The organism is Streptomyces sp. DH-12 (assembly GCF_002899455.1).
Taxonomy (GTDB): domain Bacteria; phylum Actinomycetota; class Actinomycetes; order Streptomycetales; family Streptomycetaceae; genus Streptomyces.
Genome location: NZ_PPFB01000001.1, coordinates 1,694,694 through 1,720,404 on the forward strand (window position 1 = coordinate 1,694,694; position 25,711 = coordinate 1,720,404).

The 25,711-nt window shown below is 73.7% G+C and carries 22 protein-coding genes; 10 read left to right on the top strand and 12 right to left on the bottom strand.

Annotation, left to right across the window (positions count from 1 at the left end):
* Positions 1 to 1,161, bottom strand: a complete 1,161-nt coding sequence (locus C1708_RS06470) for an acyl-CoA dehydrogenase family protein (RefSeq protein WP_198602416.1) — start codon at positions 1,159 to 1,161, stop codon at positions 1 to 3.
* 439 nt (positions 1,162 to 1,600) lie between these two features.
* On the opposite strand from C1708_RS06470, the gene C1708_RS06475 reads away from it, so the two are divergent.
* The 3 genes from C1708_RS06475 (at position 1,601) to C1708_RS06485 (ending at position 5,656) form a co-directional block, all read left to right on the top strand.
* Entirely contained in the window at positions 1,601 to 3,049 is a 1,449-nt protein-coding gene (locus C1708_RS06475; RefSeq protein WP_106411744.1) for an alanine/glycine:cation symporter family protein, read from the top strand.
* Positions 3,050 to 3,854: 805 nt separating this feature from the next.
* A complete protein-coding gene (locus tag C1708_RS06480; RefSeq protein WP_106411745.1) occupies positions 3,855 to 5,054 on the top strand; it encodes a hypothetical protein in 1,200 nt (399 codons plus the stop codon).
* Between the two features lie 11 nt (positions 5,055 to 5,065).
* A complete protein-coding gene (locus C1708_RS06485) occupies positions 5,066 to 5,656 on the top strand; it encodes a hemerythrin domain-containing protein (RefSeq protein ID WP_106411746.1) in 591 nt (196 codons plus the stop codon).
* A 239-nt stretch (positions 5,657 to 5,895) separates the two neighbouring features.
* Here C1708_RS06485 and C1708_RS06490 read toward each other — a convergent pair whose 3' ends face one another.
* On the bottom strand, positions 5,896 to 6,495 hold the full coding sequence (locus C1708_RS06490; RefSeq protein ID WP_106411747.1) for a hypothetical protein: 600 nt from the start codon (positions 6,493 to 6,495) through the stop codon (positions 5,896 to 5,898).
* A gap of 357 nt (positions 6,496 to 6,852) precedes the next feature.
* Positions 6,853 to 7,110, bottom strand: a complete 258-nt coding sequence (locus tag C1708_RS06495) for a hypothetical protein (protein ID WP_106411748.1) — start codon at positions 7,108 to 7,110, stop codon at positions 6,853 to 6,855.
* A gap of 392 nt (positions 7,111 to 7,502) precedes the next feature.
* On the opposite strand from C1708_RS06495, the gene C1708_RS06500 reads away from it, so the two are divergent.
* The 3 genes from C1708_RS06500 (at position 7,503) to C1708_RS06510 (ending at position 9,261) form a co-directional block, all read left to right on the top strand.
* Positions 7,503 to 7,919 (top strand): hypothetical protein, encoded by a 417-nt coding sequence (locus C1708_RS06500; RefSeq protein WP_342210880.1) that lies wholly within the window; start codon positions 7,503 to 7,505, stop codon positions 7,917 to 7,919.
* On the top strand, positions 7,912 to 8,496 hold the full coding sequence (locus C1708_RS06505; protein ID WP_106416182.1) for a DUF1360 domain-containing protein: 585 nt from the start codon (positions 7,912 to 7,914) through the stop codon (positions 8,494 to 8,496). The genes C1708_RS06500 and C1708_RS06505 overlap by 8 nt, the downstream gene beginning before the upstream one ends.
* Positions 8,497 to 8,847: 351 nt before the next feature.
* Positions 8,848 to 9,261, top strand: a complete 414-nt coding sequence (locus C1708_RS06510; protein WP_106411749.1) for a hypothetical protein — start codon at positions 8,848 to 8,850, stop codon at positions 9,259 to 9,261.
* 330 nt (positions 9,262 to 9,591) lie between these two features.
* On the opposite strand, the gene C1708_RS06520 is transcribed toward C1708_RS06510, so the two are convergent.
* Together C1708_RS06520 and C1708_RS06525 are read right to left on the bottom strand one after the other, a co-directional pair.
* Entirely contained in the window at positions 9,592 to 10,044 is a 453-nt protein-coding gene (locus C1708_RS06520) for a DUF4383 domain-containing protein (protein ID WP_106416183.1), read from the bottom strand.
* 319 nt (positions 10,045 to 10,363) lie between these two features.
* Entirely contained in the window at positions 10,364 to 10,927 is a 564-nt protein-coding gene (locus C1708_RS06525; protein ID WP_106411750.1) for a hemerythrin domain-containing protein, read from the bottom strand.
* Positions 10,928 to 12,089: 1,162 nt separating this feature from the next.
* Between C1708_RS06525 and C1708_RS06540 the strand changes: the two genes are divergently transcribed.
* Positions 12,090 to 12,464 (top strand): roadblock/LC7 domain-containing protein, encoded by a 375-nt coding sequence (locus tag C1708_RS06540; RefSeq protein WP_106411751.1) that lies wholly within the window; start codon positions 12,090 to 12,092, stop codon positions 12,462 to 12,464.
* Positions 12,465 to 12,673: 209 nt separating this feature from the next.
* Entirely contained in the window at positions 12,674 to 13,039 is a 366-nt protein-coding gene (locus C1708_RS06545) for an ArsR/SmtB family transcription factor (RefSeq protein ID WP_106411752.1), read from the top strand.
* A 45-nt stretch (positions 13,040 to 13,084) separates the two neighbouring features.
* Here the strand turns inward: C1708_RS06545 and C1708_RS06550 are convergent, their stop codons facing one another.
* The 5 genes from C1708_RS06550 to C1708_RS06570 form a co-directional block, all read right to left on the bottom strand.
* Positions 13,085 to 15,619, bottom strand: a complete 2,535-nt coding sequence (locus tag C1708_RS06550; RefSeq protein WP_241911186.1) for an SWIM zinc finger family protein — start codon at positions 15,617 to 15,619, stop codon at positions 13,085 to 13,087.
* Entirely contained in the window at positions 15,616 to 18,582 is a 2,967-nt protein-coding gene (locus C1708_RS06555) for an SCO1167/SCO6262 family helicase (RefSeq protein ID WP_241911187.1), read from the bottom strand. Before C1708_RS06555 ends, C1708_RS06550 begins: the two co-directional genes overlap by 4 nt.
* An 86-nt stretch (positions 18,583 to 18,668) precedes the next feature.
* On the bottom strand, positions 18,669 to 19,283 hold the full coding sequence (locus C1708_RS06560; protein ID WP_106411753.1) for a sugar kinase: 615 nt from the start codon (positions 19,281 to 19,283) through the stop codon (positions 18,669 to 18,671).
* Positions 19,280 to 20,428: an ROK family glucokinase gene (locus tag C1708_RS06565; RefSeq protein ID WP_106411754.1), complete on the bottom strand. Its 1,149-nt coding sequence runs from the start codon at positions 20,426 to 20,428 to the stop codon at positions 19,280 to 19,282. The genes C1708_RS06560 and C1708_RS06565 overlap by 4 nt, the downstream gene beginning before the upstream one ends.
* A 198-nt stretch (positions 20,429 to 20,626) precedes the next feature.
* Positions 20,627 to 21,364 carry a GntR family transcriptional regulator gene (locus tag C1708_RS06570; protein WP_198602699.1) on the bottom strand — a complete coding sequence of 246 codons (738 nt, stop codon included), beginning with the start codon at positions 21,362 to 21,364 and terminating at the stop codon, positions 20,627 to 20,629.
* Between the two features lie 128 nt (positions 21,365 to 21,492).
* On the opposite strand from C1708_RS06570, the gene C1708_RS06575 reads away from it, so the two are divergent.
* The gene (locus C1708_RS06575) at positions 21,493 to 22,515 is read left to right on the top strand and encodes a Gfo/Idh/MocA family protein (RefSeq protein WP_106411756.1); all 1,023 of its coding nucleotides are present in this window, start codon (positions 21,493 to 21,495) and stop codon (positions 22,513 to 22,515) included.
* 517 nt (positions 22,516 to 23,032) lie between these two features.
* Here the strand turns inward: C1708_RS06575 and C1708_RS06580 are convergent.
* The gene (locus tag C1708_RS06580; RefSeq protein ID WP_106411757.1) at positions 23,033 to 23,707 is read right to left on the bottom strand and encodes a response regulator transcription factor; all 675 of its coding nucleotides are present in this window, start codon (positions 23,705 to 23,707) and stop codon (positions 23,033 to 23,035) included.
* 78 nt (positions 23,708 to 23,785) lie between these two features.
* Positions 23,786 to 25,036, bottom strand: a complete 1,251-nt coding sequence (locus C1708_RS06585) for a sensor histidine kinase (RefSeq protein ID WP_106411758.1) — start codon at positions 25,034 to 25,036, stop codon at positions 23,786 to 23,788.
* Positions 25,037 to 25,215: 179 nt separating this feature from the next.
* Here C1708_RS06585 and C1708_RS06590 point away from each other — a divergent pair, with 179 nt between their 5' ends.
* Complete coding sequence (locus tag C1708_RS06590; protein WP_106411759.1) at positions 25,216 to 25,419, top strand: hypothetical protein; 204 nt, start codon at positions 25,216 to 25,218, stop codon at positions 25,417 to 25,419.
* Positions 25,420 to 25,711 lie beyond the last annotated feature (292 nt).

Below are 25,711 nucleotides of genomic sequence, written 5' to 3' on the forward strand. Positions count from 1 at the left end.
TCAGCCCTCGAGGAGCGGTTCGTCGAGCAGGGCTCTGCCGGTCCACACCCGCAGCAGGTCGGTCACCGGGGACATCACGTGCGCGGCCCGGGCGTCGCGCAGCAGGCGGTGCAGGGACGAGTGCTCGCTGTAACCGATACCGCCGACCAGGGTCAGTGCGTCGTTGACGGTGGCCTCGGCGGCCTCGGCCACCTCGGCCTTGGCGGAGGCCAGGCCCAGCAGCGCCTCCGGGGCGCCGATCTCCGCCTCGGCGGCGGCGTGGTAGATCAGCCGCCTGGTGCGTTCCACACGGGCCCACATCGTGCCCAGACGGTGCTGCACCACCGGCTGCCCGGCCGCGGACCGGCCCGCGCGCATCCCTTTGCGCCGCAGCAGATGGGTACGGGCTTCCTCCAGAGCCGCCACGGCGACACCGAGGTAGGTGCCGGCCATGGCCATCAGGAAGTAGGGGGCGACGACATTGAAGACGTACCAGATCTCGTCGCCCTCCTCACCCAGCAGGCACCAGTCGGCGATCTCGACCCCTCGCAGCTCCAGCCCGCGCGAGGCGTTGCCGCGCATGCCGAAACCCTGCCACTCGGGCCCCCACTCCAGACCCGGCACGCCGGCGTCGACCACCGTGCAGGAGAACTGCCCCGGCGGCGTGCCCGGCCCGGCGGCCAGGGTCGACAGGACATAGGAGTCCGCGTGGCCGGCGTTGGTGACGAAGCTCTTGGCTCCGGTCAGCCGCAGTCGGTCCTCCGCCATCCGCTCCATACGGGTCTGCGGCAGCCAGAACTCCCCGCCCGTCCCCGGCTCGGACAGGGCCAGAGTCGTCAGATGCTCACCGGCCGCGATCGGCTCCAGGTAATGCTCCTGCTGCCGGCGGCTGGCCTTCGCGGCGATCACCGCGGAGCCGACGAGGTGCATACCGAAGCAGATCGACGTCGAGGCACAAGCACGCCCCGTCGCCTCACCGACCTGCGCCACCGCCAGCAGCCCGTGCCCCATCCCGCCGCACTCCGCCGGTACCACCAGCCCGCCCAGACGGGACCGCAACGCGGCCATACCCTTCTCCGGCCACCTCCGCTCCGCGTCCACGGCCGCGGCCTCCGGGGCCAGAGCCCCCTCGGCGATCTCCCGCGCCATGGCCACCGCAGTCCCGAGCTCGACTCGCGCCACCGCTGCACTCCCTTGCTTCACACGGCCCGGCCGACAGCATCGGCGGGCATGACGGACCTCCCTCGGCGCACTACTGCCAGACGCCCATGCGCCCCCAACCTTATGGCGTATTCGGTCATCGCTTGCACGGCCCCTGAATCGCCTGCTGGGCGCGGTTCCGCGGAGCATCCCGCGCCGGGAGCCGACTGCGGAGGAGGCGCCGGCGACCAGCCCTGACGACGGCTTCGACCGGTGGCTTCTCGCACGTGCCGGGTTCATGTGAGGTAGAGCACTTTCAGGAACCGTAGGCAGCGGCGGCCACGCCAGCCTAAAGTCCTGGGGTTTGCGGAGCGTTTACCTCCGCACCACCCGGCCCGACCGTCCGCTCCGTGCACGACCTGTACGCGCATGCGGAAACCGGGCCGATTCCCCGACTCACGAGGAACCGGGAAGCATTCGCATGAGCACGTTGGAAACCTGGGTCGTCGAGTTCAACGACGTCTTCTGGACATACCTGCTGATTCCACTGGTCGCCGCCGCCGGCATCTGGTTCACGCTGCGCTCCAAGGGCGTGCAGATCCGTCTGATCCCGGAAATGTTCCGGGTCTTCAAGGACAAGCCGCAGTCCGGCGTCAGCCCCTTCGGAGCCTTCAGCATCTCCGCCGCCGCGCGGATCGGCACCGGCAACATCGCCGGCGTGGCCACCGCGATCACCATGGGCGGCCCCGGAGCCGTCTTCTGGATGTGGATGATGGCCCTGGTCGGCGGTGCCTCGGCGTTCGTCGAGTCGGTCCTGGCCCAGCTGTACAAGGTGCGCGACACCGAGCCCGGCACGTACCGAGGCGGCCCGGCCTACTACATGCAGAAGGCGCTCGGAATGCGCTGGCTCGGCGTGGTCTTCGCCGTTCTGATCACACTGACGTTCGGGCTCGTGCTGACCGCGGTGCAGTCCAACACCATCACGGTGGCCGCCAAGGGCTCCTTCGGCTCGGACGCCTCCTGGTTCGACCCCGTCCTCGGTGTCGTGCTCGCCGTGCTGCTCGCGCTCGCGGTGCTCTTCGGCGTGAAGCGCCTGACGGCCGTCACCAAGATCCTCATCCCGGTGATGGCCGGGCTCTACCTGCTGGCCGGCCTGGTCATCGTGCTCCTCAACCTCGGCAACGTGCCGGGCATGCTCGGCGACATCATCGGCGGGGCTTTCGGCTTCCGCGAGGTCGCCGGCGGCGCCGTGGGCACGGCGATCCTGCAGGGCGTGCGACGCGGCATGTTCTCCAACGAGGCGGGCATGGGTTCCGCCCCGAACGCCGCCGCGGCCGCGGAGACCACGCACCCGGTCAAGCAGGGCCTGGTCCAGACCCTCGGCGTCTACTTCGACACCCTGGTCATCTGCAGCATGACCGCCTTCGTGATCCTCTCCGCCGACCCGACCCTCGGTGAGCGCGGCGGCGCGGACGTCACGCAGTCCGCCTTCACCAGCGCGCTCGGCGACTGGGCCGGTCACCTGCTGACCCTGGTGGTCTTCATGGTCGCCTTCAGCTCCATGATCGGTAACTACTACTACGGCGAGTCCAACATCCAGTTCATCACCCGCAGCAAGAGCGTGATGAGCTCGTACCGCGCCATGGTCATCGCCTGCGCCGTCCTCGGCGCCATCGGCTCCGTCCCGCTGGTCTGGAGTCTCGCGGACGTCACGATGGGCGCGATGGCCCTGGTCAACCTGATCGCGATCATCCCCCTCGGCGCGGTCGCCTTCCGCCTCCTCGACGACTACACGGCCCAGCGCCGCCAGGGCCTCGACCCGGTCTTCCGCAAGGACCAGGTGCCGGGCCTGCGCGGCGAGGTGGAATGCTGGGGCGCGTCGGACGAGGACGCCACCTCGAAGGAGCGGACGCCGGTCGGCTCACTCTGACACGAACGCGCCCCCGCGCGACCGTGCACGTCGAAGGGCGGCATCCCGGAAGGGTGCCGCCCTCGGGTGTCACGGGGCCGGACCCGGCTGCGGCGCGCAGGGGTGCGCGGTCCGCTGCGCCGTCGAGCGCTTGATGCGCGAGGACAGCCTGAAGCGGCCGGCGGCGCAGGTGCCAGGCGTCGAATCGCCGCTCGGCACCGGGCCGTCGACGTCCGTCCGGCGGGTGTGGCCGAGCAACCCGTGCGGCTGCGGGACGCGTTCGGGGATCCGGTCGGGGCCGCCGGCGAAGAGCGTGCCACCGGGGCCGAACGCGGCGCCACGGCCGGCCCGGGGCCGGGCGGCCGGGTTCGGCCACGCCGTCGGCCGTCATGCGGTGCGCGCACGTCGGGCAGGTGTCGCGGGCGGGCGTCGGCGTCGGCGACGAAGCCGTGGACGGCGATGGCGGTGTCCGCCTCGTCTGCAGGGCGGCCGGACCTGTTCCAGGCGCCCCCTCGCCGCAGCAGTCCTCGGCCCCACCGTGTCCCAGGTGGTCCTGGATCAGGCCATACTGCGGGCGGCGGGGCGGCTCGCGTCCGCCGAACGGCCGGCGGCGGACGATCGCCCCGGTGCGCATGGATCCGGTCGTGCCCCGGTGCGCCGGCACTGTCATCTCGGCTGATCCGGTGGGGAGATCGCACGCCCCTGAGCGCGAGCGGTGGCTGAAATCCGACGGTGACGGCGAGGCCCGCAGGTGGACCTGTGCTCGTCGTCCGCGGCGGGGTACCCGTCGGCGCACGAGTTCCCTCGTCCTCAGGAGGCACCCCCCATGACGTTCAATCCGCTCGAGCAGCGGGGCATCCCGCTGGACCGTCAGCTGCGCAGCTGGCGTGAGCTGAACGTGGACCCGATCGACCCTGACCACTGCGACCCGTACACCCGGTGCCGGATCATCACGATGAACGGGATCGAGGTGGAGGCGATCCAGTTCAGCCACCAGCTCGCCCGGCACACGCGCGATCCCGAGATCAAGCGTCAGCTGGCCCGGACCCGGTACATCGAGGCGCAGCAGCAGAAGGTCGTCAACTGGCTGCTCCCGGGCGTCTCCTCGGTGCTGGAGACGACCATCGCGTACGAGCAGGTGGCCGTCGACCTGACCGCCTGGGTGGCGCGGATGGAGCCGGACCCGTACCTGAAGCAGGCCTACCAGTTCGGTGTGCTGGAGGACTTCGACCACCTGTACCGGTACGCGAACCTGTACGAGATGATCGAGCACCGCAAGGCCGAGTCGATCGTCGACAACCTGACCGAGGTCATGCCGGGCCGGCCCACGCGGTACCACCACCGCGACCCGGTCGACAACGTCCGCGACCCGTACGCCAGGGACCAGGCCGACCCGCTGTCCAAGCTGCACGCGCTGACGATCATGTCGGCGGAGCAGCAGACGATGAACTTCTACATGAACACCGGCCCCACCTACATGGAGCCGATCGCCCGTCAGCTCTACCAGGAGATCGGGCTGATCGAGGAGGAGCACGTCACCCACTACGAGTCCCTGGTGGACCCGGGTGAGACGTGGTGGGAGCAGCTCGTCAACCACGAGTACAACGAGTGCTACCTGTACTACTCGTTCATGGAGCAGGAGAGCGACCCGAAGGTCAAGGCGATCTGGGAGCTGCACCTGAACATGGAACTGGAGCACCTGCACATCGCGTGCGACCTGATGCGCCGCCACGACGGCCGCGACCCGGCCGAGGTGCTCGCCCCCGAACTGCCCAACGTGCTCACGTTCGAGCCGAACAAGCAGTACCTGCGCGAACTGCTGGACACCCAGATGGACCTCACGACCCTCGGCGCGGGCTACGTCCGCGAGGCGCACGAGCGGTTCGAGAAGATGCAGGAGCAGATCCACGGCGGGGAGAACCCGCCGAGCGACCGGGTGATCCACGAGCACCACGAGATGTTCGGCCGCGAGTACCGCCTCCAGACCGAGGGCGAGCACCCCGACCCCGCCCAGCGCGAGAAGTGAGGACGCCCCACATGTCCGAACCGCAGACACCTCAGGCCGGCGACGACCAGGCACCCGACATCGACGTAGTGGCTCTGCTGATGCGTCAGCACGGTGACATCCGCAACCTCTTCGACGAGGTCGAGCAGAGCCGGGGTGAGGAACGCCGGGACGCCTTCCGTCACCTCGTGCGCCTGCTGGCCGTGCACGAGACCGCCGAGGAAGAGGTCGTCCACCCCTTCGTCCGCAGGGCGGTCGAGGGCGGCGAGCACGTCGTCGGGGATCGCCTGGCGGAGGAGAAGTCGGCGAAGGAGACGCTGGCGGCCCTGGACGACATGGACACCGACGACCCCAAGTTCATGCCCCTGCTGATGCGGCTGCGCAAGGACGTCCAGGAGCACGCGCGGGCCGAGGAACGCTACGAGTTCGCCCACATCCGCCGCAGCACCGACGTCACCGGCCTCGCCGCCATGGCCAAGGCCGTCAAGGCCGCCGAGGCGATGGCGCCCACCCGGCCGCACCCCGGTGTCGAGTCGGCCACCGCCAACGTGGCCCTCGGCCCGGTGGCCGCACTCATGGACCGTACGAAGGACGCCATCCACAAGGCCATGGGGAAGGGCTGACCTACCAGGGAGTCGTCAAGCCCGCCGACCTCGAGATCGCCGAGGGGAGTACGGGGGCGCCACCGCCTGCGCCTCCCCGGCCGCCGCGAACCGGGCGACGCCGGCGGAGGCGGGCGGTCCGCCCACGACGGTGAAGGCACCGTGCGCGACCGCGGGCGTGCGGACGGGCTCCCGCACTGCGGTTCCGCTCGAGGGACGTCCCTCCGTCGGCTCCGGCCGGGCCCCCTGCCCAGGCGCCCTCACTCCGGGCCGAGCTCGACCGTCGTCGTGACCCGGGTGACGGAGGGGTTCCTCGGCGCCGAACCGAACCCGAAGCGCACGGGCGGCTCGACGGGTGCCCTCGCCCCGAGGTCCGCGCCCTCGTAGTCCGCCGACACGGCACGGATCGGCAGCAGGTCCCGGGCGCCGTACCACTCCCGGCGGCCCCGGCCGGCGCTGCCGCGGGTGCGCACGCCGGGCAGCAGCAGGCGGGCGGGCCGGTCCGTCAGCGCGCTCCATGCCGGACGGCGGGCGAGCGCGCCGGGCACGGCCCGCAGCGCGAAGCCCAGGAGCCCTCGCCGGCCGGTGGTGAAACGCAGGTCGAGGGGCCCGGCGGTGACGGTCCAGACGCCGTCCGTGACGCTCACCTCGACCGGGACGACGCGGACCGTGTCGAAGAGGTAGGTGCCGCTGATGAAGTCCGCCGTCGCGGGCGTGGGGGCCAGCAGCAGCCTGTCCCCGTCGGGCCGCTCCAGCATCACGTCGCTGAACGCTCCGAAGGGTGACCGTTGCCAGTGTCCGAGCACGATCCGTGTGCCGGAGGAGGTGCCCGTGCCCGCGATCCAGCCGTCGAAGCGCACGCGCGGGCGTCGCGTGACGGCGCCGGAATTCGGGCGGGGAGTGTCGGGAGGGCCGGGAGGCGCGCTCCGGGACGCACGGCCTGGAGGTCCCGAGCCGTCCATGCCTGGCTCCTTCCGGGAAGTGCACCGAGGGCTCACCGGGGAGGGCTCACCGGAGGCCCGCCGCTGCGGTCAGCGCCTCCTCCGGCACATCGACGCCGGCGGGCGCACCCGCTGCTCCGCTCCGTATGCCACCACGGGCTCGGGTCCCCCGCGGACGATCGCAGGAAACCCGCGGCGCCCGGCGCGGCGGACGGAACGGCCAGATCATGAAGAGGGCCGGCACGCCGGGTGTCCGGGCGAAACGCCTCGCCCGGCTCAGGGAAGGTAGTAGGTCTGCCGCAGGAACGCGGCCGTGTCCCGCAGGGCCTGGGTGTAGCCCGCCTTGTAGCGCGCGTCCGTGTCGGTGCGCCGGTCCTCGGCCTCCGCCCACTGGTCGAGGTGCAGGGCGATGTCGAGGTGGTTGCGGTAGAGCGCGCCGTGTTCGCCGTCGAGGGCCGCTCGCGCGCGCTCCTCGTCCCAGTCCTCCAGTTCGCCGGTGTCGAAATCCAGCAGTTCCTCGTCAGGCCGCTGCACGGTTTCCTCCTTCGTTCCCCTCGAACCGATGACGAGCAGCGCCCGTCGTCCCCCCAGGTACCCTTCATCGGGTCCCAGCCGCGTCCGACGACCGGCTTCCGGACGACGGGCTTCTGGTCGACGGACAGAGGGGCAGGAAGCGGCGTCGCTTCTCCTCTCGGTCTGCCGCCGCACCTGGCTGAGGCCGAGTGCGCGCGTTTCGGCCGGCACGGCCTCCCTCGGCACCGGACCCGCTTCCGCGACCCCGGTGACCGTCCCTCGGGAACAGGCGGTCCCTGCCGCCCGGCCGCGGCGGGTCCTCGCCCGCCCGCTCCTGACCCGGGGCCGTCGCAGGGGGCTCGTCCGGCCTGGTCGGCCGTTTGCGGTATACGCAGGTGGGGACCCGGCTGCTCATGACCACGACGCCACGCCGTCGGATGCGGCAGAACCGGGTCCTGCGGCTGCTGGACCACCTGGAACGAGACCCCCGGGCCGACGCGGTGATCGACGCGGCCGGCCGGGGTGCGCGTGCCCTGCCGCCCGGCCGCGGCCGGGACGCGCTGCACGGAAGGCGGCTGGGCCACCCCGTGCATCCGCTGAGGGTGCAGGTGCCGGTCGGCAGCCGGCGGTCCGCGGCCCTGCTCGATCCACGGCCCGGCCGCTCCCGTGAAGCGGAAGTGCTCGTCGGCGTCGGCCTGGCCGCCGTCCCCGCGGCCCCGGCAGGCTGGGTCGGCCGGGCGGAACACACGGACAACAACCGGGAGACGGAGCGGCGACCGGGCGCCGCGGAGGAGGGTGTGACCCATGGATCCCCTGACCGCCATGTCTGACGACAGGGCTGGCACCACAGGCGACGCCGCAGCCGGCGAGACGGCTGACAGTCGTCTCGCCTCACGCCTGCGCGAGCTTGCCCGGCGCACCGGACGACGGTACTCGGCGGGGCACGACCGGCCGCTGGGCGGCTATCTCGCGTCCATGGCGGGGTTCGGGGCGTACACGGCGGCTTGGGCCACGGCGGTACGGCTGCGCGGGACCCCCGTGCCCGACCGGCCCCAGCCCTGGGACGTGGTCCTGACCTCGGTCGCCACCTTCCGGCTCAGCAGGCTGCTGAGCAAGGCGTCCGTCACCAGTCCGCTGCGCGCGCCCTTCACGCGGTACGTCGGCCCGCAGGGCCCCGCCGAACTGCACGAGGAGGCGGACCCGAAAGGCGGCAAGGACGCCGTCGGCGAGCTGGTGACCTGCCCGTTCTGCACGAGCGTGTGGGTGGTGTCCACCCTGACCGCCGGCCAGTTGCTCTGGCCGAGGGCGACCCGGACCGCCATGGGCGCGCTCACGGCACTGGCCGGCGCGGACGCGCTGCAACTGGCGTACGGCGCACTGGTGAGCCGGACCACCGGGGACGACTGACCTGGCCCGCGAAGTGACGGAGTGCGACGGCGCCCACGCCGGCCGCCGCACTCTGTCACACCCCTGTGCGCGGAAGCCCCGCCGAGCCCCGGCGGGGCTTCGTCCGGTCTGTCCAGCCGTACTTCGCGGTTCCTGACGGGACGACCGGCCGTGCGCCGCGAGAGGGCGGTTTGTGACGTGATGTTCGGTTCATCGCTGAGCTCGGGTGGGAAATGCCGTTCGGCCCTCCGTGCCGGGGAAGAGCGCGAGGCGGCCCGCCAGGGCTTCATCAGCAGCCTCAGTGCCGTCGCAGGTTCCCCGGCCGAGCCGCGCCCTTGACCTCAACCTTGGTCGAGGCGCAACACTCGGCGCATGGAGATCGCAAAGAGCAGCACCCTTCTCTTCCGCAACACCATGCGCATCACGGACGGTCACCTCGACGGTTTCCGGCGCGCCATCGCGCAGGCGGTGGCATTCGCCCAAGAGCACGGCCCTCAGCTCATGGTCGAGGTCTTCATCGACGAGGAGCGGATGCTGGCGCACAGCTTCCAGCTCTACCGCGACTCCGATGCCGTCCGCGCCCACTGGCGGCTCTCGGATCCCTACATCCGCGAGGTGATGGAGCACTGCACCGTGCAGCACTTCGAGATATTCGGCGCACCGGACCATGACATCGTGGCGGCCCTCAAGACCCCTGACGGCACGTCCTTCCCCTTCGTCGTCTCGCCGCGCCTCGTCGGCTTCAACCGTCTCGGGACGCCTGACTTGGGTGAATCACCCTCTTAGCGGGATTCACGGCCCTTTGAGTGGATCTGCTGTCGCCTGACGGTGTGGTGACGGGGCGGAACCCGCCGGTTTGCGTTTGTTGGTCTTCACCCGGAAGCAGTAGCCGACGGAAACCTCCACCAGCGACCTTGCTCCGACCTCAGCTGGAAACGGACATCACCTTACGAACCGCCCTCAAGAAGGCCGGGACGCGGTGGTGGCGTCTCCCCGCCGCACGTCAGGCTCTGCTCGCCCTGGGTCATCCGCGGTGCGGAGACGCCTACGCCCAGTTGGGACGGTGGCGTCACCGTCCGCGGACACCCCTCGTCGTCCGGCTCGGGCCGCTGTGCTTCAGCGGGCTGCCGGCGCGGCCCGGCGGGTGAGGAGGACGCCCAGGGCGATCATGCCGACGCCCAGGACGAAGTGCAGCCAGTTGTCCGCCGTGTTGACCGGCACGAAGTTCGCCGCGCTGTCGTGGTCGATGACCAGGCCGTAGATCCACAGGATCAGGTAGATCACACCGCCGCCGATGAGGAAGGCGCGGGCGGTGGAAGCCGCGCGGGCCATGACGATGCCGGCGAGGCCGAACAGCAGGTGGACGATGTTGTGCAGGATCGACACCTGGAAGATTCCCAGGAGCTTGGCCTCGGAGTGGTGCTCGGCGAACTTCATGGTGTCGTAGTCGGTCGTGACACCGGGGATGAAGCCGAGAACGCCCACCAGGAGGAATACCGCTCCGACGGCGAGCGCGGCCTGCTGGACCCTGGTCCGGCCGTCCGCGGGGGTGGTGTGGTGGGTGGTCATGACGGTGATGCTCCTTCCGACGGTGCGGCGGCCGGAGCCGCGCAGCATGATCACTGGTTGTCCTTTACCGCCCGCTTACCCCGCCTTCCCTCCTTCAGCGCGCCGTTGCTTCTCAGCCTCCCGCGCCCCATCCGTCCCGCGAAGCAGGGGAGCCGGACGAGCCCGAAGGGGCCGCAGGCCAAGGACGTCCCACCTGTACGAGCCGACGCCCCGGCACCCCGTGCACTGCTCCGTGGCGCTGCCAGGAGCTGAGCGCGCGTTCCCGGCATGCCGCGTGCGTCTCGTGCGGCAGGTACGGCGGGCCCGGTCCGGTGAGCGTTCAGCCCTGTCGGCCGCGGCCGGTGAGCGCGTCGCGCAGCCGGTCGACCATGCCGACGCCCGGGGCGAGGAGTTTGTTGGCGGGCGGCGTGTCGGGCGCGGCGGGGTGCGGGCGGGTGGGCGCGGTCTCCTTGGCCATCCGCACCTTCTCGCCCAGCTCCTGCAGGGCGTCGGCGGAACAGGCGTCGGCCAGCAGGGGGAACAGCCGGTTCTCCTCGTCGTCGATGTGTTCGGTGACGGACGTCTTCAGCTGCGTGATCAAGGTGTCGAACCGGCCGTCGCCGGGCTCACAGCCTTCGAGTTCCTTGAGCATGCGCTCGACTTCGCCGTGGTCGGCGATCTCCTTGTCGGCCAGATCGTCGCCCCCGTCGACGTAACGGCGCACCGTCGGGTACAGGTGTTCCTCCTCCGCCACCGAGTGGCGCACCAACTCCCTCGTCAGTTCGTCCGCCAGATCGCGCCGTCGCTGTTCACCCGTGGGCAGCGCCTCGATCTGTTCGAAGAGCGAGTCCACCTCGCGGTGGTCCGTGGTCAGTTCCTGAATGATGTTTCCGCCATGTCCCATGATCGGCCTCTCCTTCTCGGTCCCCGGGCGCGGCGTGGATCCCTGTCTTCGTCGCCTTCCGGCGGAGCCGTCCGCGTCTCGTGCGGCGTCCGGCCACCGCGGCGTCACCGCTCACCGCGCACCGCCGGCGAGCGGAACGGGCAGGAGAGCGCTTCTTCGGCACCCGACAGGGGATGAATGCCACGCGACACGCCGGTGACGCCGTGCAGCCCGCCGTTTCACTCCGACGGCCGATACCGAGCCGCGCTCCGTGGCCGGGCCGAAAGGCTGCCGTGGTCACGACGGCCCGGCACCGCGTGAGCCGTCCACCGGAGAACCCCGGAAGTGAAGGACACCGGGCTGCTCGCAACCGTCCGGTCCTGCCACCCCGACCCCCTGCGCCAGACGCGGTGGGCGACGCGAAGCTGAAAGAGCCCTCCGCTCACGTCCTCGTCAGCCGGCCGCGGGACGGCCGCGCACCGGTACGGTGCGCGCACAGCGCACGGACGGTGCGACCGCACGGCGTGGACCGGCCCGCCTGCCTTCGGACGCCGCGCCACCGGGCGCCGGCGACTGCTCAGCGGTGCGTGCGCCACCGGGCGCCGCCGCACGGGCGCCGGCGTCGGGGAGGCACCCTGCGGCGGGCCTGGACGCCAGGCTCTCAGCGCGCCGCCGGTCCCTCCAGCGCGCTCACCGCCTCGGCCAGGCCCCGGGGGGCGGGCCGTGCCCGGGACGGGGCGGCCCGACCAGCCGGGGCCGGGGTGAGGACGAGAAGGCTGCGGCGGGCGCCGCGTACGCCCCACTCCATGGTCGCCACATGCTGGGCGAGAGGGCGGCTCGCCGTGGTGCGGGACCGGGCCCACAGGGCGACCGCGGCCGGGCCGGTCCTGCCCCCCGCCCTTCGAGTCCGAACGCGGCGGCCACACCGCCGACCTCGTCGTGACGGCGGAGCCGGTGGACGCCACTTGATCGTGTGTGTCGTCGTCACGCTCGCTCGGCGCTTTTCGAACTGGTTGCGGCCACACATCCGTTCCCCGGTGCAAGCGTTCGATCATTACGGGTCATCCCTGAAACCCGTGCCCTCCGGCACGTTCCGCCCGCCTAGCGTTCCAGCGCGGCCGAGGCGAAAGGGCTTCCCCTGGAGGCCGCCGCGGCCATCACATGACCGGAGAGGGAGACGCCCGTGGCAAGTGTGGAAGTGTCGTTGAAGGACATCATGACCAATGTCGAAGGGGCTCTGGGTGCGGCCGTCGTCGACTATTCGAGCGGCATGGCGCTGGGCACGCTGGGCGGGGGGAAGGACCTGGACCTGACCGTCGCGGCGGCCGGCAACACCGATGTGATCCGCGCCAAGGTGCGCACGATGGAACTGCTGGGCCTCACCGGGCAGATCGAGGACATCCTCATCACCCTCGAGTCCCAGTACCACCTGATCCGGCTGGTCACCGGCCGCAGCGGCAACGGCCTGTTCCTGTATCTCGTCCTGGACAAGTCCCGCTCGAACCTGGCGATGGCCCGCCACCAGCTCAAGCGGGTCGAGGAACAACTGGAAGTGTGAGCCGCCCCGGGGCCCGGCCGACGCACGCCCATGATGTGAAGACTTCTTCAAGTCGCCACATGAACATGCCCCCAAGCCGCGGGCGCGCGCCGCACCGAGCCAGCAGGATCGGCGGCGAAGGCGAAGGACCGCACATCGTGCGGCGGCGCCCGCGGAGGGCGCCGCCGCGTTCCGGAGAACATCCCCGACGCGGCAGGGAGCGCGCACCCATGCAAGTCCCCCTCTACCAGGCCAAGGCAGAGTTCTTCCGGATGCTGGGGCACCCGGTGCGCATCCGGGTGCTGGAGCTGTTGCAGCACGGGCCGGTGCCGGTACGGGACCTGCTCGCCGACATCGACATCGAACCGTCCAGCCTCTCCCAGCAGTTGGCGGTGCTGCGCCGGTCCGGCATCGTCGTCTCCGTACGGGAGGGCTCCACCGTGACGTACGCCCTCGCCGGCGGCGACGTCGCCGAACTGCTGCGCGCGGCCCGGCGGATCCTCACCGAGCTGCTGGCCGGGCAGAGCGTGCTCCTCGCGGAGCTGCGGCAGGTGGACGTGCCGGTGCCGTCGGCGTCCGGGGGCGGGGAAGGGTAGGGCGGGGAGGAGTGGAGGGCGGGAGCCTTCCCGGCCGGCCGTCCGTCAGACGTCGCCGAAGGTGTCCAGGCCGGTGAGGGCGCCGACCGGGTCGGGGTCGGGGGTGCCTCGGGGCCACCAGTCGTCCTGGCCCGGCTCGGACTCGTACGCGTACCAGAGGTGGTCGCGGCCGAGGCGGAGCTGGACGTGGCCGCGGGGGTGGGTGAGGCGGTTGCGCCAGGGCCGGAAGGCGGGAAGGTCCGCGGCGAGCAGCAGCGGGCGGGCGCGGTCGAAGCGGCCGGCCGGCGGATCCCACGGCTCCTCCAGCACGGCCAGTCCGGTCGGCCCGCCCTGCCGCCACGCGGCGACCGCGCGCGCCAGGTCGCCGGGGGTACGGCCGGCCGCCCGCGCGAGGGACGCGTACAGCGCGCGGGTGCCGGCGGTCAGCCCCGAGCCGGGGCGGGCGGCGGCCAAGCGTACGGCGTCGTGCCACAGGGTGAGCGGGCCGACCGGGTCACGGCCGGTGGTGAGCAGGGCGTGCGCGCGGGCCGCCGCGTCGGTGGCGAGCTGGTCCAGCGCGAACGGGTCCGGGCCGCCCGGGGACTCCGGATAGGCGGGCGGCTGCTCCGGGTGCTGGGGAGGCGGCAACGGCGCGGGCAGCGACGGGAGTTCGGGGCCGCGCCGGGACACGGCGTCGGTGGCGCGTATGCCGGGCAGCGGCTCCGGTTCCCGTCCCTGGACGGCGCGGGCGGCGCGGGCCGCGCTGAGCCGGGACAGCGCGTCGATCACCTCGCGCTCGCCACGCCCGCGCAGGAGGAGCAGCACGAACGGGTCGGCGTCCAGCAGCCGGGCCGTCTGGTAGCAGAGGGCCGCCGCGTGCTTGCACGGGTGGCCCGAGTCGGGGCAGCTGCAGCGCGGCGCGAGGTCACCCGGACCGGGCAGCAGGGGGACGCCGCAGTCGGCGAGGGACTGCGGCATCTCCTTGTCCAACAGGGCCGCGATGTGGCCGGGGCGGTCGGCGGCGGTGTCCAGGAACCGCTCCCAGTCGGCGTCGTCGAACGTCCGCAGCCGCACCTGCACCCGGTAGGGCCGGGGGCGGCTGCCCTGCACGTACGCCAGGACCAGTCCCGGCGTGACGGTGATGGCGTCCACGTGGCCCCGCTCGGCGTAGCCGCGTCCGCGGGCGAGGCGCGCGGGGTCCAGCGCGCCGTCCTCCAACGCGGTGACCCACGCCCTCCCCCACCAGGTCTCGGCGAACGCCTCACCGTCGCCTCCCGAGGAGCGGGGCGGGAACGGCGGGAAGGTGCGGCGGTGGTCGCCGTCCCGGGCGGGGGCGGCCATGGAGCGCGGGGTGACGGGGGGCGCCGCCCGTCCGGCGGCGTCATCCGGTCCCGGGCTCGCGGCGGGAGCCGGTCCCGGATCGACAGTGGAAGCGGGTCCCCCGTCGGGGACGGCAGGCCCCCCGCCCCGGGCGGGGACCGGCTCCTGGGAAACGGGCGTGGCGGGCCCCCCGGTGTCGGGGCCGCGCCTCGGGGTGCTTACGGGCCGGGCGTTCACGTCGGCGGAGGCGGCGGGTGTCGCGTCGTCCGCCATGTCGGGCATGCGGAAGGCGTCGGCGAGGGTCTCCCGGATCTCGCGGGCGCGGCGGTCGGCGGCGCGGTCGCCTCGGGTGGTGCGCGGGACGCGGGGCGCGGGGTCGCGGCGGGGGCGCTTGGCCGCCTCCACCTGCTCGCGGGCACGGGCCCGCGCCCGCTCCTCACGGGCGGCGCGCAACGCCTCCCGCGCGATGTCCCCGGGGCGGGAGGCCGGGTGCGACTCGGTGTCGTCGGTCGAACCGGACGCCTCGTGCCCGCCCGGGGCGGCGGCCGGTGCTCGGCCGGCCGGGTCGGCCGCGTCCCCCGTGGAGGCATGACCGGCCGCGTCCCCCGGGGTGGCGGCCGGTGCGTCGTCGTCACCGGTGGCGCCCTCGGAGCGGGGCAGCGCGTCGGGACGCGGCGCACTCGTCAAGGTCCCGTCCGACACCGGTGCGGCTGCGTCCGCCGCGTCGGCGGGACCCTCCTCCGCGCGCGGAGGCGCCGTGCCGGGCGCCTCTCCCACGGCGGGCTGGACCTCGCTCACGGAGGACGGGGCCTCGCCCGCCGCGTCCCCGGAGGGCGCCTCCCTCGCGTACGGCGGCCGATCGCCGGTTCCGGCAGGCGTCCCCTCGCCGTGCCACGCCCCTTCGTCCTCCCCGGAGCGCGCCTGCTCCGCGTGCCGCGGCCCGCCGCCCGCCACTCCCCCGGCAGCCGTGTCCGAGGCCGCCCGGGGACGGCCCACGTCCGCGCCGGCCGGCGCCGCGGAGGTCTCGCGCCGCGCCCGCAGGGTGCGGCGCAGCGCCTCCCGGGCCGCGTCGGACGGGCGGGGTGTCCGGCCGGCCGGGGAAGGCGGACCGTCCTGCGCGGCCTCCTCCGCGGGAGCCGCCGGAGCGGCCGGCTCCTCCGGGGCCTCCGCGCCCCCGGACAGGGCCTCCGCTCCTCCGGACGGGGCCTCCGCTCCCCCGGACCCCCGCTCACGCGCCGCGCGCAGCGCCTCCCTCACCTGCTCCGACGGCCGGGACGTCATGCCGTCCTCCGCAGGGACACCAGGTCGGACAGCTCACGGTTGGACAGTTCCGTGAGCGCGGACTCGCCCGAGCCGAGGATCGCGTCGGCGAGGGCCCGCTTGGACTGGAGCATCTCGGCGATACGGTCCTCCACCGTGCCTTCGGTGACGAGCCGGTGGACCTGGACGGGCTGGGTCTGCCCGATGCGGTACGCGCGGTCGGTGGCCTGCTCCTCGACCGCCGGGTTCCACCAGCGGTCGAAGTGGACGACGTGCCCGGCGCGGGTGAGGTTCAGGCCGGTCCCGGCCGCCTTGAGGGACAGGACGAGAACGGGGACCGCGCCGCTCTGGAAGCGGTCCACCATCCGCTCCCGCTCGGGCACCGGCGTACCGCCGTGCAGCAGGTCGACCGGGACGGCGCGCTCGGCGAGGTGGCGGGTGATCAGGCGGGCCATGCCGACGTACTGGGTGAAGACGAGGGCCGAGCCGTCCTCGGCGAGCACCGTGTCCAACAGCTCGTCCAGCAGGGCGAGTTTGCCGGAGCGGGCGGCGAGGCGGTCCCCGGCCGGGGCGTGCTCCTCCTTCAGGTACAGCGCGGGGTGGTCGCAGATCTGCTTGAGCGCGGTCAGCAGCTTCAGCACCAGGCCGCGGCGTCCCATCCCCCGCGCGGTCCCGATGGCGAGCATCGACTCGCGCACCACCGCCTCGTACAGCGCGGCCTGCTCACGGGTGAGCGGCACCGGGTGGTCCGTCTCCGTCTTGGGCGGCAGCTCGGGCACGATGCCCGGATCGGACTTCTTGCGCCGGAGCAGGAAGGGACGGACCAGGCGGGCCAGCCGCTCGACCGCCTGCTCGTCCTCGCCGTTCTCCACCGCGCGCGCGTGCCGGGCGCGGAAGGACTTCAGGGGGCCGAGGAGGCCGGGGGTGGTCCAGTCGAGGAGGGCCCACAGCTCGGAGAGGTTGTTCTCCACCGGTGTGCCGGTGAGGGCCACCCTGGCCGGGGCCGGGACGGTGCGCAGGGCCTTGGCGGTCGCCGAGTGCGGGTTCTTGACGTGCTGCGCCTCGTCGGCGACGACCATGCCCCACCGCTGCTCCGCCAGGGCGGACGCGGCGGAGCGCATGGTGCCGTAGGTGGTGAGGACGAAGCCGCCGTCCAGCCCGTCCAGGGTGCGGTCGGAGCCGTGGAAGCGGCGTACGGGCACGCCGGGGGCGAACCGGGTGATCTCCCGCTGCCAGTTGCCGAGCAGGGACGCGGGGCAGACCACCAGGGTGGGTTCGGGGCGGGCCCTCTTGAGGTGCAGGGCGATGAGGGTGACGGTCTTGCCGAGGCCCATGTCGTCGGCGAGGCAGCCGCCCAGGCCGAGGGAGGTCATGAGGTCCAGCCAGGCCAGGCCGCGGAGCTGGTAGTCGCGCAGGGTGGCGTCGAGGCCGGGCGGGGGCTCGGCGGGCCGCACGCCCGCGGTCAGGCGGTCGCGGAGGGCGGCCAGCGCCCCGGCGGGCACCGCCTCCACCGTCTCGCCGTCGACCTCCGCCTCCCCGGTGAGGGCGACGGACAGCGCGTCGACCGGATCGAGCAGCCCGAGGTCCCGTTTGCGGGCCTTGCGGACGAGGGCGGGGTCGACCAGCACCCACTGGTCGCGCAGCCGGACGACGGGGCGGTGCGCCTCGGCCAGGGCGTCCATCTCGGCCTCGGTGAGCGGATCGCCGCCCAGGGCGATCTGCCAGCCGAACCGCAGCAGGTCCTCGCTCTCGAGGAAGCCGGTGCCGTCGGTCGCCGAGCCGGGGGCGGGCCGGACGACCGCCGTGGCGGTGAGGTCCTGCGCGAGGTCGCGTGGCCAGTGCACGGCGACCCCGGCCGCCGCGAGCCGGGTGGCCGCCACGCCGAGCAGATCGCTCAACTCGTCCTCGGACAGCGCCAGCACGTCCGGGACGTCCTGGTCGGCGAGCCGGTCCAGCGGGGGCCAGACGCGGGCGGCGCGGCGCACCGCGAGGGCGGCGTCCACGCGCGCGCGGGGCCCGAAGCCGTGGTCGGCTTCACCCGACCAGAGGGCCGTCGCGTCGGCCACCAGGGTGGGGTCGGAGAGGCTGTGCACCTGCACGATCGCCGCGCCCGCGCCCCGCGCGCCGCGCCCGCCGCCTGCCGTCTCCCCGGTGTCGAAGAGGTCGTGGGCGGACAGGTCCAGACGGAGCGAGATCCGCACGCCGGCGTCCATGCCGGCCGCGACCTCGGCGGCCCAGTCGCGGGCGTCGGGCAGCCGCTGGGGCCGCCGCGCGGCGAACGGCGGTCCGGAGGCGTAGGGCGCGGCGGGCGTGCGGGGCAGGGTGTCGGCGACCGCGTCCAGGAAGGCGCGCACCAGGGCTTCCGGCTGGGGCAGCCGCAGGGGGCCCGGGCCGGGCAGCGGCACCGCGTGGCCCTCGTACGGGAGGGCGGCGGCCACCGCGCGCAGGTGCGCCACGTCGTCCGGCTCGAGCGGGCCGGCGCGCCAGGCGTCGTACCCCTCCGCGGTGAGGCCGGGCAGCAGGCGGCCGCGGGCGGTGAGCCGCAGGGCGTGCAGGGCGGCGGCGCCCCAGCAGGCGGTCGCGGGGTGGGCGGCCGGATCGTGCCGGGCGCGGACCAGCAGGGGCAGGGCCTCGTCCACGGGCAGGGACAGCGCGGGGACGCTGCGGCGGCGCACTCCCGCACCGTGCGGGCGGACGACGGTGAGACCGGTGCGGCGGGCGCCGGCCACCCCCTCGGGAGGCGCTTCGGCACCCCCGGAGGACAGTCCCGCCCCCTCAGGAAACTCTCCGGCACCCCCGGAGGACGATCCCGCCCCCTCGGGAAGCTCTCCGGCACCCTCGGGGTCGTAGAAGACGACCCGCCCGTCGCGCGGGAGAGGCGCCGGCAGGAACACGGCCGGGAGGCGCGGGGACGGGACGGGTCCGCCGGGCCCCTCGGCCGGCACGGCCCGCTCGGCCGCCGCCGTCACGGTCGCCTCGCCCATACGCCTCGTCACCTCCCCGTCCGCCTGTCGGACCAGTCGTCCCCGACTCTACGGGCGGGGTCCGACAATCGGCTCCGGCGGCCTGGTCAGGGCACGGTGCGGGCCACGACGTACACGCGGGGGTAACCGGGTTTGTCGTGGTTGACGACCACCTCGTGCGTGGGCGCGGGGTCCTTCTGCTCGTGCACCAGGCCGGACCAGGTGCCGGGGCCGTCGAAGGTCCAGCCGGTGACGTCGCGGTCGCGCTCGGCGATGGGCAGGCGGTCCTTCTTCAGGTCCTTCTCCGACATGCCCATGCTGGTGAGGAAGGCGGTCAGGCCCGCGTCGCTGGTCTCGAACTCGACGTACAGGCGGCTGGTCTTCCAGTTGTTCGTCTCGTACGAGGCGACCCACCAGGCCGGGTGCGGCACCGGCACCTCGTAGATGCGGCGCTGGAGCTTGGACGGCCAGCCCTCGGTGAGGCCGGTCGCCGAGTACTTCGCCTCCTTGTCCTTGCCACTGGCCCGGCTCTGGTTGGCGGAGATCACCAGGTAGCCGGCCGGGATGCCGATGAGCAGGACGATGATCAGCAGGGTGAGGGCGCGGCGGCGGATCATGTGCCGGCGGTCCTCACCTGGATGCGCCCCGCCCGCGCCGCCGGGGCCGCCCGTCCCGTCAGGGCGGCCGGGGTCGCCGCTCAGAGGAGGGTGCTCGGCCGTCACAGCGCCTCCGAGATGGAGCGGCGGACCTCCGTGAACCGTTCGTAGCGCTCGTACCGCTCGACACGGCGGCGCTTGGCGCGGCGGAAGCGGCGGGCGACCAGGCGGGCGAGGTCGGCGGCGCCGACCATGCCGGCCTCCGGGCCGAGCTGGGCGCGCACGATGCGGGCCTCCGGGCGGTAGCCGCGCCCGGTGAGGTGCCGCTTGAAGGCGTCCCGGGCGGGGCCGATGAGCAGGTCGTCGGCCGCGGAGACGCCGCCGCCGACGACGAAGCAGGAGGGGTCGAGGGCGGCGGCCAGGTTGGCGATGCCCACGCCGAGCCACTGGCCGATGTCCTGGAGCAGTTCGATGCACATGGCGTCGCCCTCACGGGCCAGCTCGGTGATCATCGGGCCGCTGATGTCGGCGATGTTGCCCTTGACGTGCTCGATGATCCCGTAGGCGACCGGGGAGTCGGCGGCGGCCAGCTCGCGCGCCTCGCGCACCAGCGCGTTGCCGGAGCTGTACTGCTCCCAGCAGCCGCGGTTGCCGCAGGGGCAGCGGTGTCCGCCGGGGACGACCTGCATGTGGCCGAACTCGCCGGCGACGCCGTACTTGCCGCGCTTGACCTGGCCGTCCTCGAGGATCGCGCCGCCGATGCCGGTGCCGAGGGTGATCATGACGAGGTTGTCCTCGCCGCGTCCGGCGCCGAAGCGCCACTCGGCCCAGGCGGCGGAGTTCGCGTCGTTGTCGACGAGGACCGGCACGGCGAGGCGGCCGGCGAGGCGGTCCCGCAGGGGTTCGTTGCGCCAGGACAGGTGGGGGGCGAAGAGCACCCGGTTGCGGTCGGCGTCGACCCAGCCGGCCGCGCCGATGCCGACGGCGTGCACGTCGTGCCGGTCGGACAGGTCCAGCACCAGCTCCACGATGGTGTCCTCGACGACCTTCGGGCTCTTGGACTTGTCCGGGGTCTCCGTGCGGAGCTTCTCCAGGATGTTGCCGTCGGCGTCCACGACGCCCGCCATCACTTTGGTGCCGCCGATGTCGATGCCCACGGTCGGCACCCGGGGCGCCGACAGGTGGGAGCGGCGCTCCCGCGTGCCGACCGTTCTGAGGACGGTGGCACGCCGGGATCCGATGGGGGCGGTGAAGTCGCGGTAGGTGCTCATCGGGTGCGATTCTGCCGCACGGGCACGCCGATCGCGGTACTGGGCAGGTGACGGGGTACGTCGGTTCCCGGCGCCGGAAGCGGGCGGAGGCGGTTCCCCGCCGTTCGCGTCCGCACCGGATCGGGTGTGCGCGCCCTCCGCCTGTGGACCGCGTCACATTGTCCGGACAATGCGACGATCGCGCGCGAGCGGCCCGGTTCAGTTCCGTACGAGCAGCTGGAACTCGAAGGAGTACCGCGCGGGCCGGTAGGTGTGCGTGCCGTACTCCACGGCACGGCCGGTGTCGTCGAAGGTGACCCGCTGCATGGTGAGCAGCGGGGCGCCGGGCTGTTCGCGCAGCCGCTCGGCCTCGACGGCGGTGGCGGCCCGCGCGCCGATGGTCTGCCGGGCGCTGTGCAGGGTGATCCCGGCGGCCCGCATCAGCCGGTACAGGCCGGTGGCCTCGAGCTGGCCGGTGTCCAGGTCGAGCAGGCCGGGCGGGAGGTAGTTGCACAGGTGCGCGATGGGCTCGCCGTGCGCGGAGCGCAGCCGCTCGATGCGGTGCACTTCCCCGCCCTCGGTGACCCCGAGCGCGGCGGCGACCTCGGCGGACGCGGTGACCATGGTGTTGACCAGCACGGTCGTGGTGGGGCGCTGGCCGGCGGACTCCAGGTCGTCGTAGAGGCTGCTCAGCTCCAGCGGGCGCTTGACCTGGCTGTGCACGACCTGTGTGCCGACGCCGCGGCGGCGCACCAGCAGGCCCTTGTCGACGAGCGACTGGATGGCCTGGCGGACCGTCGGACGGGACAGGCCGAGGCGCCCGGCCAGCTCGATCTCGTTGCCCAGCAGGGTGCCGGGGGTCAGGGTGCCGTGCTCGATGGCGGACTCCAGCTGCTGGGCCAGCTGGAAGTACAACGGCACGGGGGAGCCGCGGTCCACGCTCAGCTCCAGCTGCACGGTCGGGTCCACTTCTGGTTTCGGCACGGAGCGAGCGTATCGGCGTGGGCTGTTGACGGGAAGTCGGGTAGTTCGGTTGTCCGGACATACGCATTGACAGGGAGCGGTGCGAGCCCCACTTTGTTTCCATGCGCATCGGGGTCATCGGTACGGGCCGTATCGGCACCATTCACGCCCACACACTCAGCAGACACCGCGAAGTGGGTTCCCTCATCCTCACGGACGTCGATCCGGCGCGGGCCCAGGCCCTCGCCCACCGGCTCGGCGAGACGGCGGCGCCGGGAGTGGACGAGATCTACACCTGGGGGGTCGACGCCGTGGTGATCACCGCGGCCACCTCCGCCCACGCGGACCTGATCGCGCGGGCGGCGCGCGCGGGTCTGCCGGTGTTCTGCGAGAAGCCCATCGCCCTGGACATCGCCGGCACGTTACAGGCGATCACGGAGGTGGAGACCGCCGGGACGGTGCTGCAGATGGGCTTCCAGCGGCGGTTCGACACGGGCTACACGGGCGCCCGTGAGGCGGTACGGGCGGGCAGGCTGGGGCGGCTGCACACGGTGCGGGCGATGACCAGCGACGCGCAGCCGCCGGACGCCGGGCACCTGGCGCAGTCGGGCGGGCTGTACCGGGACACGCTCATCCACGACTTCGACATGCTGCGCTGGGTGACCGGCCGCGAGGTCGCCGACGTGTACGCCACCGGGTCGGACGCGGGGCCCCCGGTGTTCCGCGAGACCGGGGACGTCGACACCGGCGCGGCGCTGCTCACCCTCGACGACGGGACCCTCGCCACGGTCACCGGGACCCGGATGAACGGCGCCGGCTACGACGTGCGCATGGAGCTCGCCGGGGAGCGCGACCAGATCGTGGTCGGCCTCGACGACCGTACGCCCATCGCGTCCACGGAGCCGACCGGGCCGCCCGCGGCGGACAAGCCGTGGACCGGCTTCCTGGAGCGGTTCGCCCCCGCGTACGAGGCCGAACTGATCGCGTTCGTCGAGGTGGTGCGGGGCGAGCGCCCCAACCCCTGCGACGGCCGCGAGGCCCTGCGGGCCCTGCTGATCGCGGAGGCCTGCGAGCGGTCCCGCCGGGAACGCCGGCCGGTCCGCCCGGCGGAACTGCTGAGCAGCGCCCAGGAGGCGCTCACGTGAGACACGGGGGCGGTGCGCCGGGCGGCGCCCCGCCCCGGTTTCACGGGGTCCGGACCGTCACCGGGAGGACGGGCCCCCTGCGCCACCGCGCGCGGCGTCTCCTCGTCGTCCTCCGCCACCGTGAGGAGGTCGCGGCGGGTGACGGCCTGGCGTCGGCCCGCGGGGACGACGGTCGCGCGGCGCGGAGGGTGCGGCCGGTGGCCGGGCGGAGGCACGGGACGGAGAGACCGCCGGTCGGCACGGACGGTGCCGAGGACCGCGCCGGCGGAGGACCCCGTCGGCGGCGGAGGTGAGCGCGTCGCCGGCGGCGTGGGCGGGGGTCCCGCCGTGCGGGAAGCCGTTCCGCTGCCGGAGGCCTCGCGGACGCCGGTCCCGGGGGCGCCCCGTCGTCGCCGAAGGCGGTGGGCCGGGCGCCGGGCAGCCGGCGGAAGGGCCGCGCGCCCGGCGGCTTCCGTGCGGCGGCGAGGTCGGGCACGGGCGACGGGGTCGTACGGCGGGCGTCCTCGGAGCGGGGGCGTCAAGGGCTGTCAGTGCCCTCCAGCAGCCCCGCGTCATGGGCGAGCAGCGCGATCTGGACGCGGTTGCTGAGGTCGAGCTTGGCCAGGACGCGCGAGACGTGCGTCTTGACGGTGGCCACGCTCATGTACAGCTCGGCGGCGATCTCCGCGTTGGCGAGACCCCGGCCGACCGCCACGGCGACCTCGCGTTCGCGGTCGTTGAGGGCGGCGACGCGGTCACGGGCGCGGGCTCGCCGGGTGTCCCCCGCGTCGCCGGCCGCGTGGGTCATCAGCTGCCGGGTGACCGCGGGTGACAGCACCGGGTCGCCGGCCGCGACGCGCCGCACCGCGGCGACGATCTCGGCGGGCGGGGTGTCCTTGAGCACGAACCCGGCCGCGCCCGCGCGGAGCGCGCGCAGCACCTGGTCGTCGGCGTGGAAGGTGGTGAGCACGACGACCTGCGGGGCGTCCTCGCGGTGGCGCAGCGCCTCGGTCGCGCTGAGCCCGTCGACCGACGGCATGCGGATGTCCATGAGGACGACGTCCGGCCGGGTGCGGTCGACGAGCGCCTCGACCTCGCCGCCGTCGGCGGCCTCACCGACGATCTCGATGTCGTCGGCGCCGCCCAGCATCAAGGACAGCCCGGCCCGCACCAGCGGGTCGTCGTCGACGAGGAGCACTCTGATCGCAGTCATGGGCGGTACGTAATCACGGCCGGGCGGGGCGGGGACACACCGAGGGCGGGGACAGGGCGCACAGGGGTTCCGGGGTGTTCATCGCCACGGCAGCCGCGCCCTCACCTCGAAGCCGCCGTCGGGGGTGGGACCGTGTTCCAGGGCGCCGCCTGCCAGGGTGGCCCGTTCGGTGAGGCCGATCAGACCCTGTCCGGCGCCGGGCACGGCCGGTACGTCCCCTTCCGGGGCGGAGTTGCGCACGGTCACGGTGAGGTCCTCCCCCGGGCCGCCGGCGACGGACACGGTGACCTCCGTGCCGGGGGCGTGCTTGCGGGCGTTGGTCAGGCCCTCCTGGGCGATGCGGTAGGCCGTGCGGCCGACGGAGGCGGGGACGGAGCCCGCGTCCGTGACCCGCTGCTCCAGGGTGACCCTCATGCCCGCCCGGCGGGACTCGGCGACGAGGGTGTCGAGCGCCGCGAGCGTCGGCTGCGGGCGGCCCGCGTCCTCGCTCTCGCCGGCCCGCAGCACCCCGATGATCTCCCGCAGGTCCTGGAGCGCCTCGTGGGCGCTCTCCCGGATCACGCCGGCCGCCCGCGCGATCTCGTCGCGTGGGGCGTCGGGCCGGAACTCCAGGGCGCCCGCGTGCACGCTGAGCAGGGTCAGCCGGTGCGCGAGCACGTCGTGCATCTCCCGTGCGATGGCCTCGCGGGCGAGCCGCTGCGCCTGTTCGGCCCGCAGCCGCGCCTCCGTCTCGGCCCGCCGGGCCCGGTCCCGCAGGCTGAGCATGAGCTGCCGCTTGGACCGGACGAACATGCCCCAGCCGACGACGGCGACCGTCAGCACCACGAACAGGACGACGACGGCGGCGTACGGCAGATCGGGGTCGGGGCGCCACCAGAAGTACAACGGCACGAGCACCAGTTGGGCGCCGGCCACCCAGGCCACGTACCGGAACGGCCGGTGCACGGCGAGGGTGAACAGGGCGATGACCGCGACCCCGCCGGAGGTCTCGGAGACGAAGCTGACCGGCCCCATGGCGGCGGCCAGGCCGAGCGGCCATCGCCGGCGCAGCCAGACCACCGCGCACGACAGCGCGCCGAGCAGCTGGTCGACGACGGCGACGGCGTGCGGGAGGCCGGTGTTGTCGCGCAGCGCCTCCGCGCCGAGCACTCCGATCAGGACGGCGAGCAGGAAGCAGGAGAAGTCGACGACCCAGTCACGGGCGGTGCGCCGGGGCCGGCGGCCGGAGCGGCTCGCGTCGGGGTCGAGCTCATGGATGAGGGCGGACGGGAAGAACCACCGGGGGCCGGTGTACACCGGGGCGGTCCTCACCGCCTTGTCATCAGTCACAGCCGACAAATCTAGGCAGTGGGCGCCCGGTGCGGCGCCCCGCGGACGGGATCGTCGACCGAAGTCGCACGACCGCAGACTTTCGGCGTCCCGGCCGGCCCCGGCCGTCCACCTCGGTCGGAAAGGGCTCGTCCCGCGGCCGATGCGGGTGGGGGGTCCGCGGGGCGAGAGTCGGTGACATGAGACGACTGCTGGAAGTGCTGGGGTTCGTGGCCGTGCTGCAGGGCGTGGCGGGTCTGGTGACGGAGTTCACCGGCTGGCACTGGGGCCTGGTGCGGCAGGCCGGGTTCCTCGACGGCCACGAGATCTACGCGAGCGTCGCCCTGCTGGTGCTGGGCGTCGCCCTGTTCGCCGTCGCGGAGGCCGGGAAGCGCGGCGAGTGACCCGGACGCGAGGCAGGTGACCCCGCCGGGCGGCCGGCCCGGCGGCCACCGCCGCCTCCGTCCCCGTCCCCGTCCCCGTCCCGTCGCGCCACGTCCCGCGGCGCGGGCGGCAGGAGGGGCCGATCAGGCCGAACGGGACGTGGTGGCCGGCGGTGCGGTGGTCCTCCCGGTGCTCCTCACCGGTGACGACACGGCGGACGCCACGGGTGGGGGACCGGGCGTGATCACCGTGGGCTCGTGGCAGCAGCCGGTCTGCCCGCCGGGCCGGACGCCCTCCCGGTTCTGGAGGACC

Excerpts from the sequence above, each read along its gene's own strand:
- C1708_RS06475 (WP_106411744.1), top strand. The coding sequence starts at position 1,601 with ATGAGCACGTTGGAAACCTGGGTCGTCGAGTTCAACGACGTCTTCTGG.
- C1708_RS06480 (WP_106411745.1), top strand. The coding sequence starts at position 3,855 with ATGACGTTCAATCCGCTCGAGCAGCGGGGCATCCCGCTGGACCGTCAG.
- C1708_RS06485 (WP_106411746.1), top strand. The coding sequence starts at position 5,066 with ATGTCCGAACCGCAGACACCTCAGGCCGGCGACGACCAGGCACCCGAC.
- C1708_RS06500 (WP_342210880.1), top strand. The coding sequence starts at position 7,503 with ATGACCACGACGCCACGCCGTCGGATGCGGCAGAACCGGGTCCTGCGG.
- C1708_RS06505 (WP_106416182.1), top strand. The coding sequence starts at position 7,912 with ATGTCTGACGACAGGGCTGGCACCACAGGCGACGCCGCAGCCGGCGAG.
- C1708_RS06510 (WP_106411749.1), top strand. The coding sequence starts at position 8,848 with ATGGAGATCGCAAAGAGCAGCACCCTTCTCTTCCGCAACACCATGCGC.
- C1708_RS06520 (WP_106416183.1), bottom strand. The coding sequence starts at position 10,044 with ATGACCACCCACCACACCACCCCCGCGGACGGCCGGACCAGGGTCCAG.
- C1708_RS06525 (WP_106411750.1), bottom strand. The coding sequence starts at position 10,927 with ATGGGACATGGCGGAAACATCATTCAGGAACTGACCACGGACCACCGC.
- C1708_RS06545 (WP_106411752.1), top strand. The coding sequence starts at position 12,674 with ATGCAAGTCCCCCTCTACCAGGCCAAGGCAGAGTTCTTCCGGATGCTG.
- C1708_RS06550 (WP_241911186.1), bottom strand. The coding sequence starts at position 15,619 with ATGACGTCCCGGCCGTCGGAGCAGGTGAGGGAGGCGCTGCGCGCGGCG.
- C1708_RS06555 (WP_241911187.1), bottom strand. The coding sequence starts at position 18,582 with ATGGGCGAGGCGACCGTGACGGCGGCGGCCGAGCGGGCCGTGCCGGCC.
- C1708_RS06565 (WP_106411754.1), bottom strand. The coding sequence starts at position 20,428 with ATGAGCACCTACCGCGACTTCACCGCCCCCATCGGATCCCGGCGTGCC.
- C1708_RS06575 (WP_106411756.1), top strand. The coding sequence starts at position 21,493 with ATGCGCATCGGGGTCATCGGTACGGGCCGTATCGGCACCATTCACGCC.
- C1708_RS06580 (WP_106411757.1), bottom strand. The coding sequence starts at position 23,707 with ATGACTGCGATCAGAGTGCTCCTCGTCGACGACGACCCGCTGGTGCGG.
- C1708_RS06590 (WP_106411759.1), top strand. The coding sequence starts at position 25,216 with ATGAGACGACTGCTGGAAGTGCTGGGGTTCGTGGCCGTGCTGCAGGGC.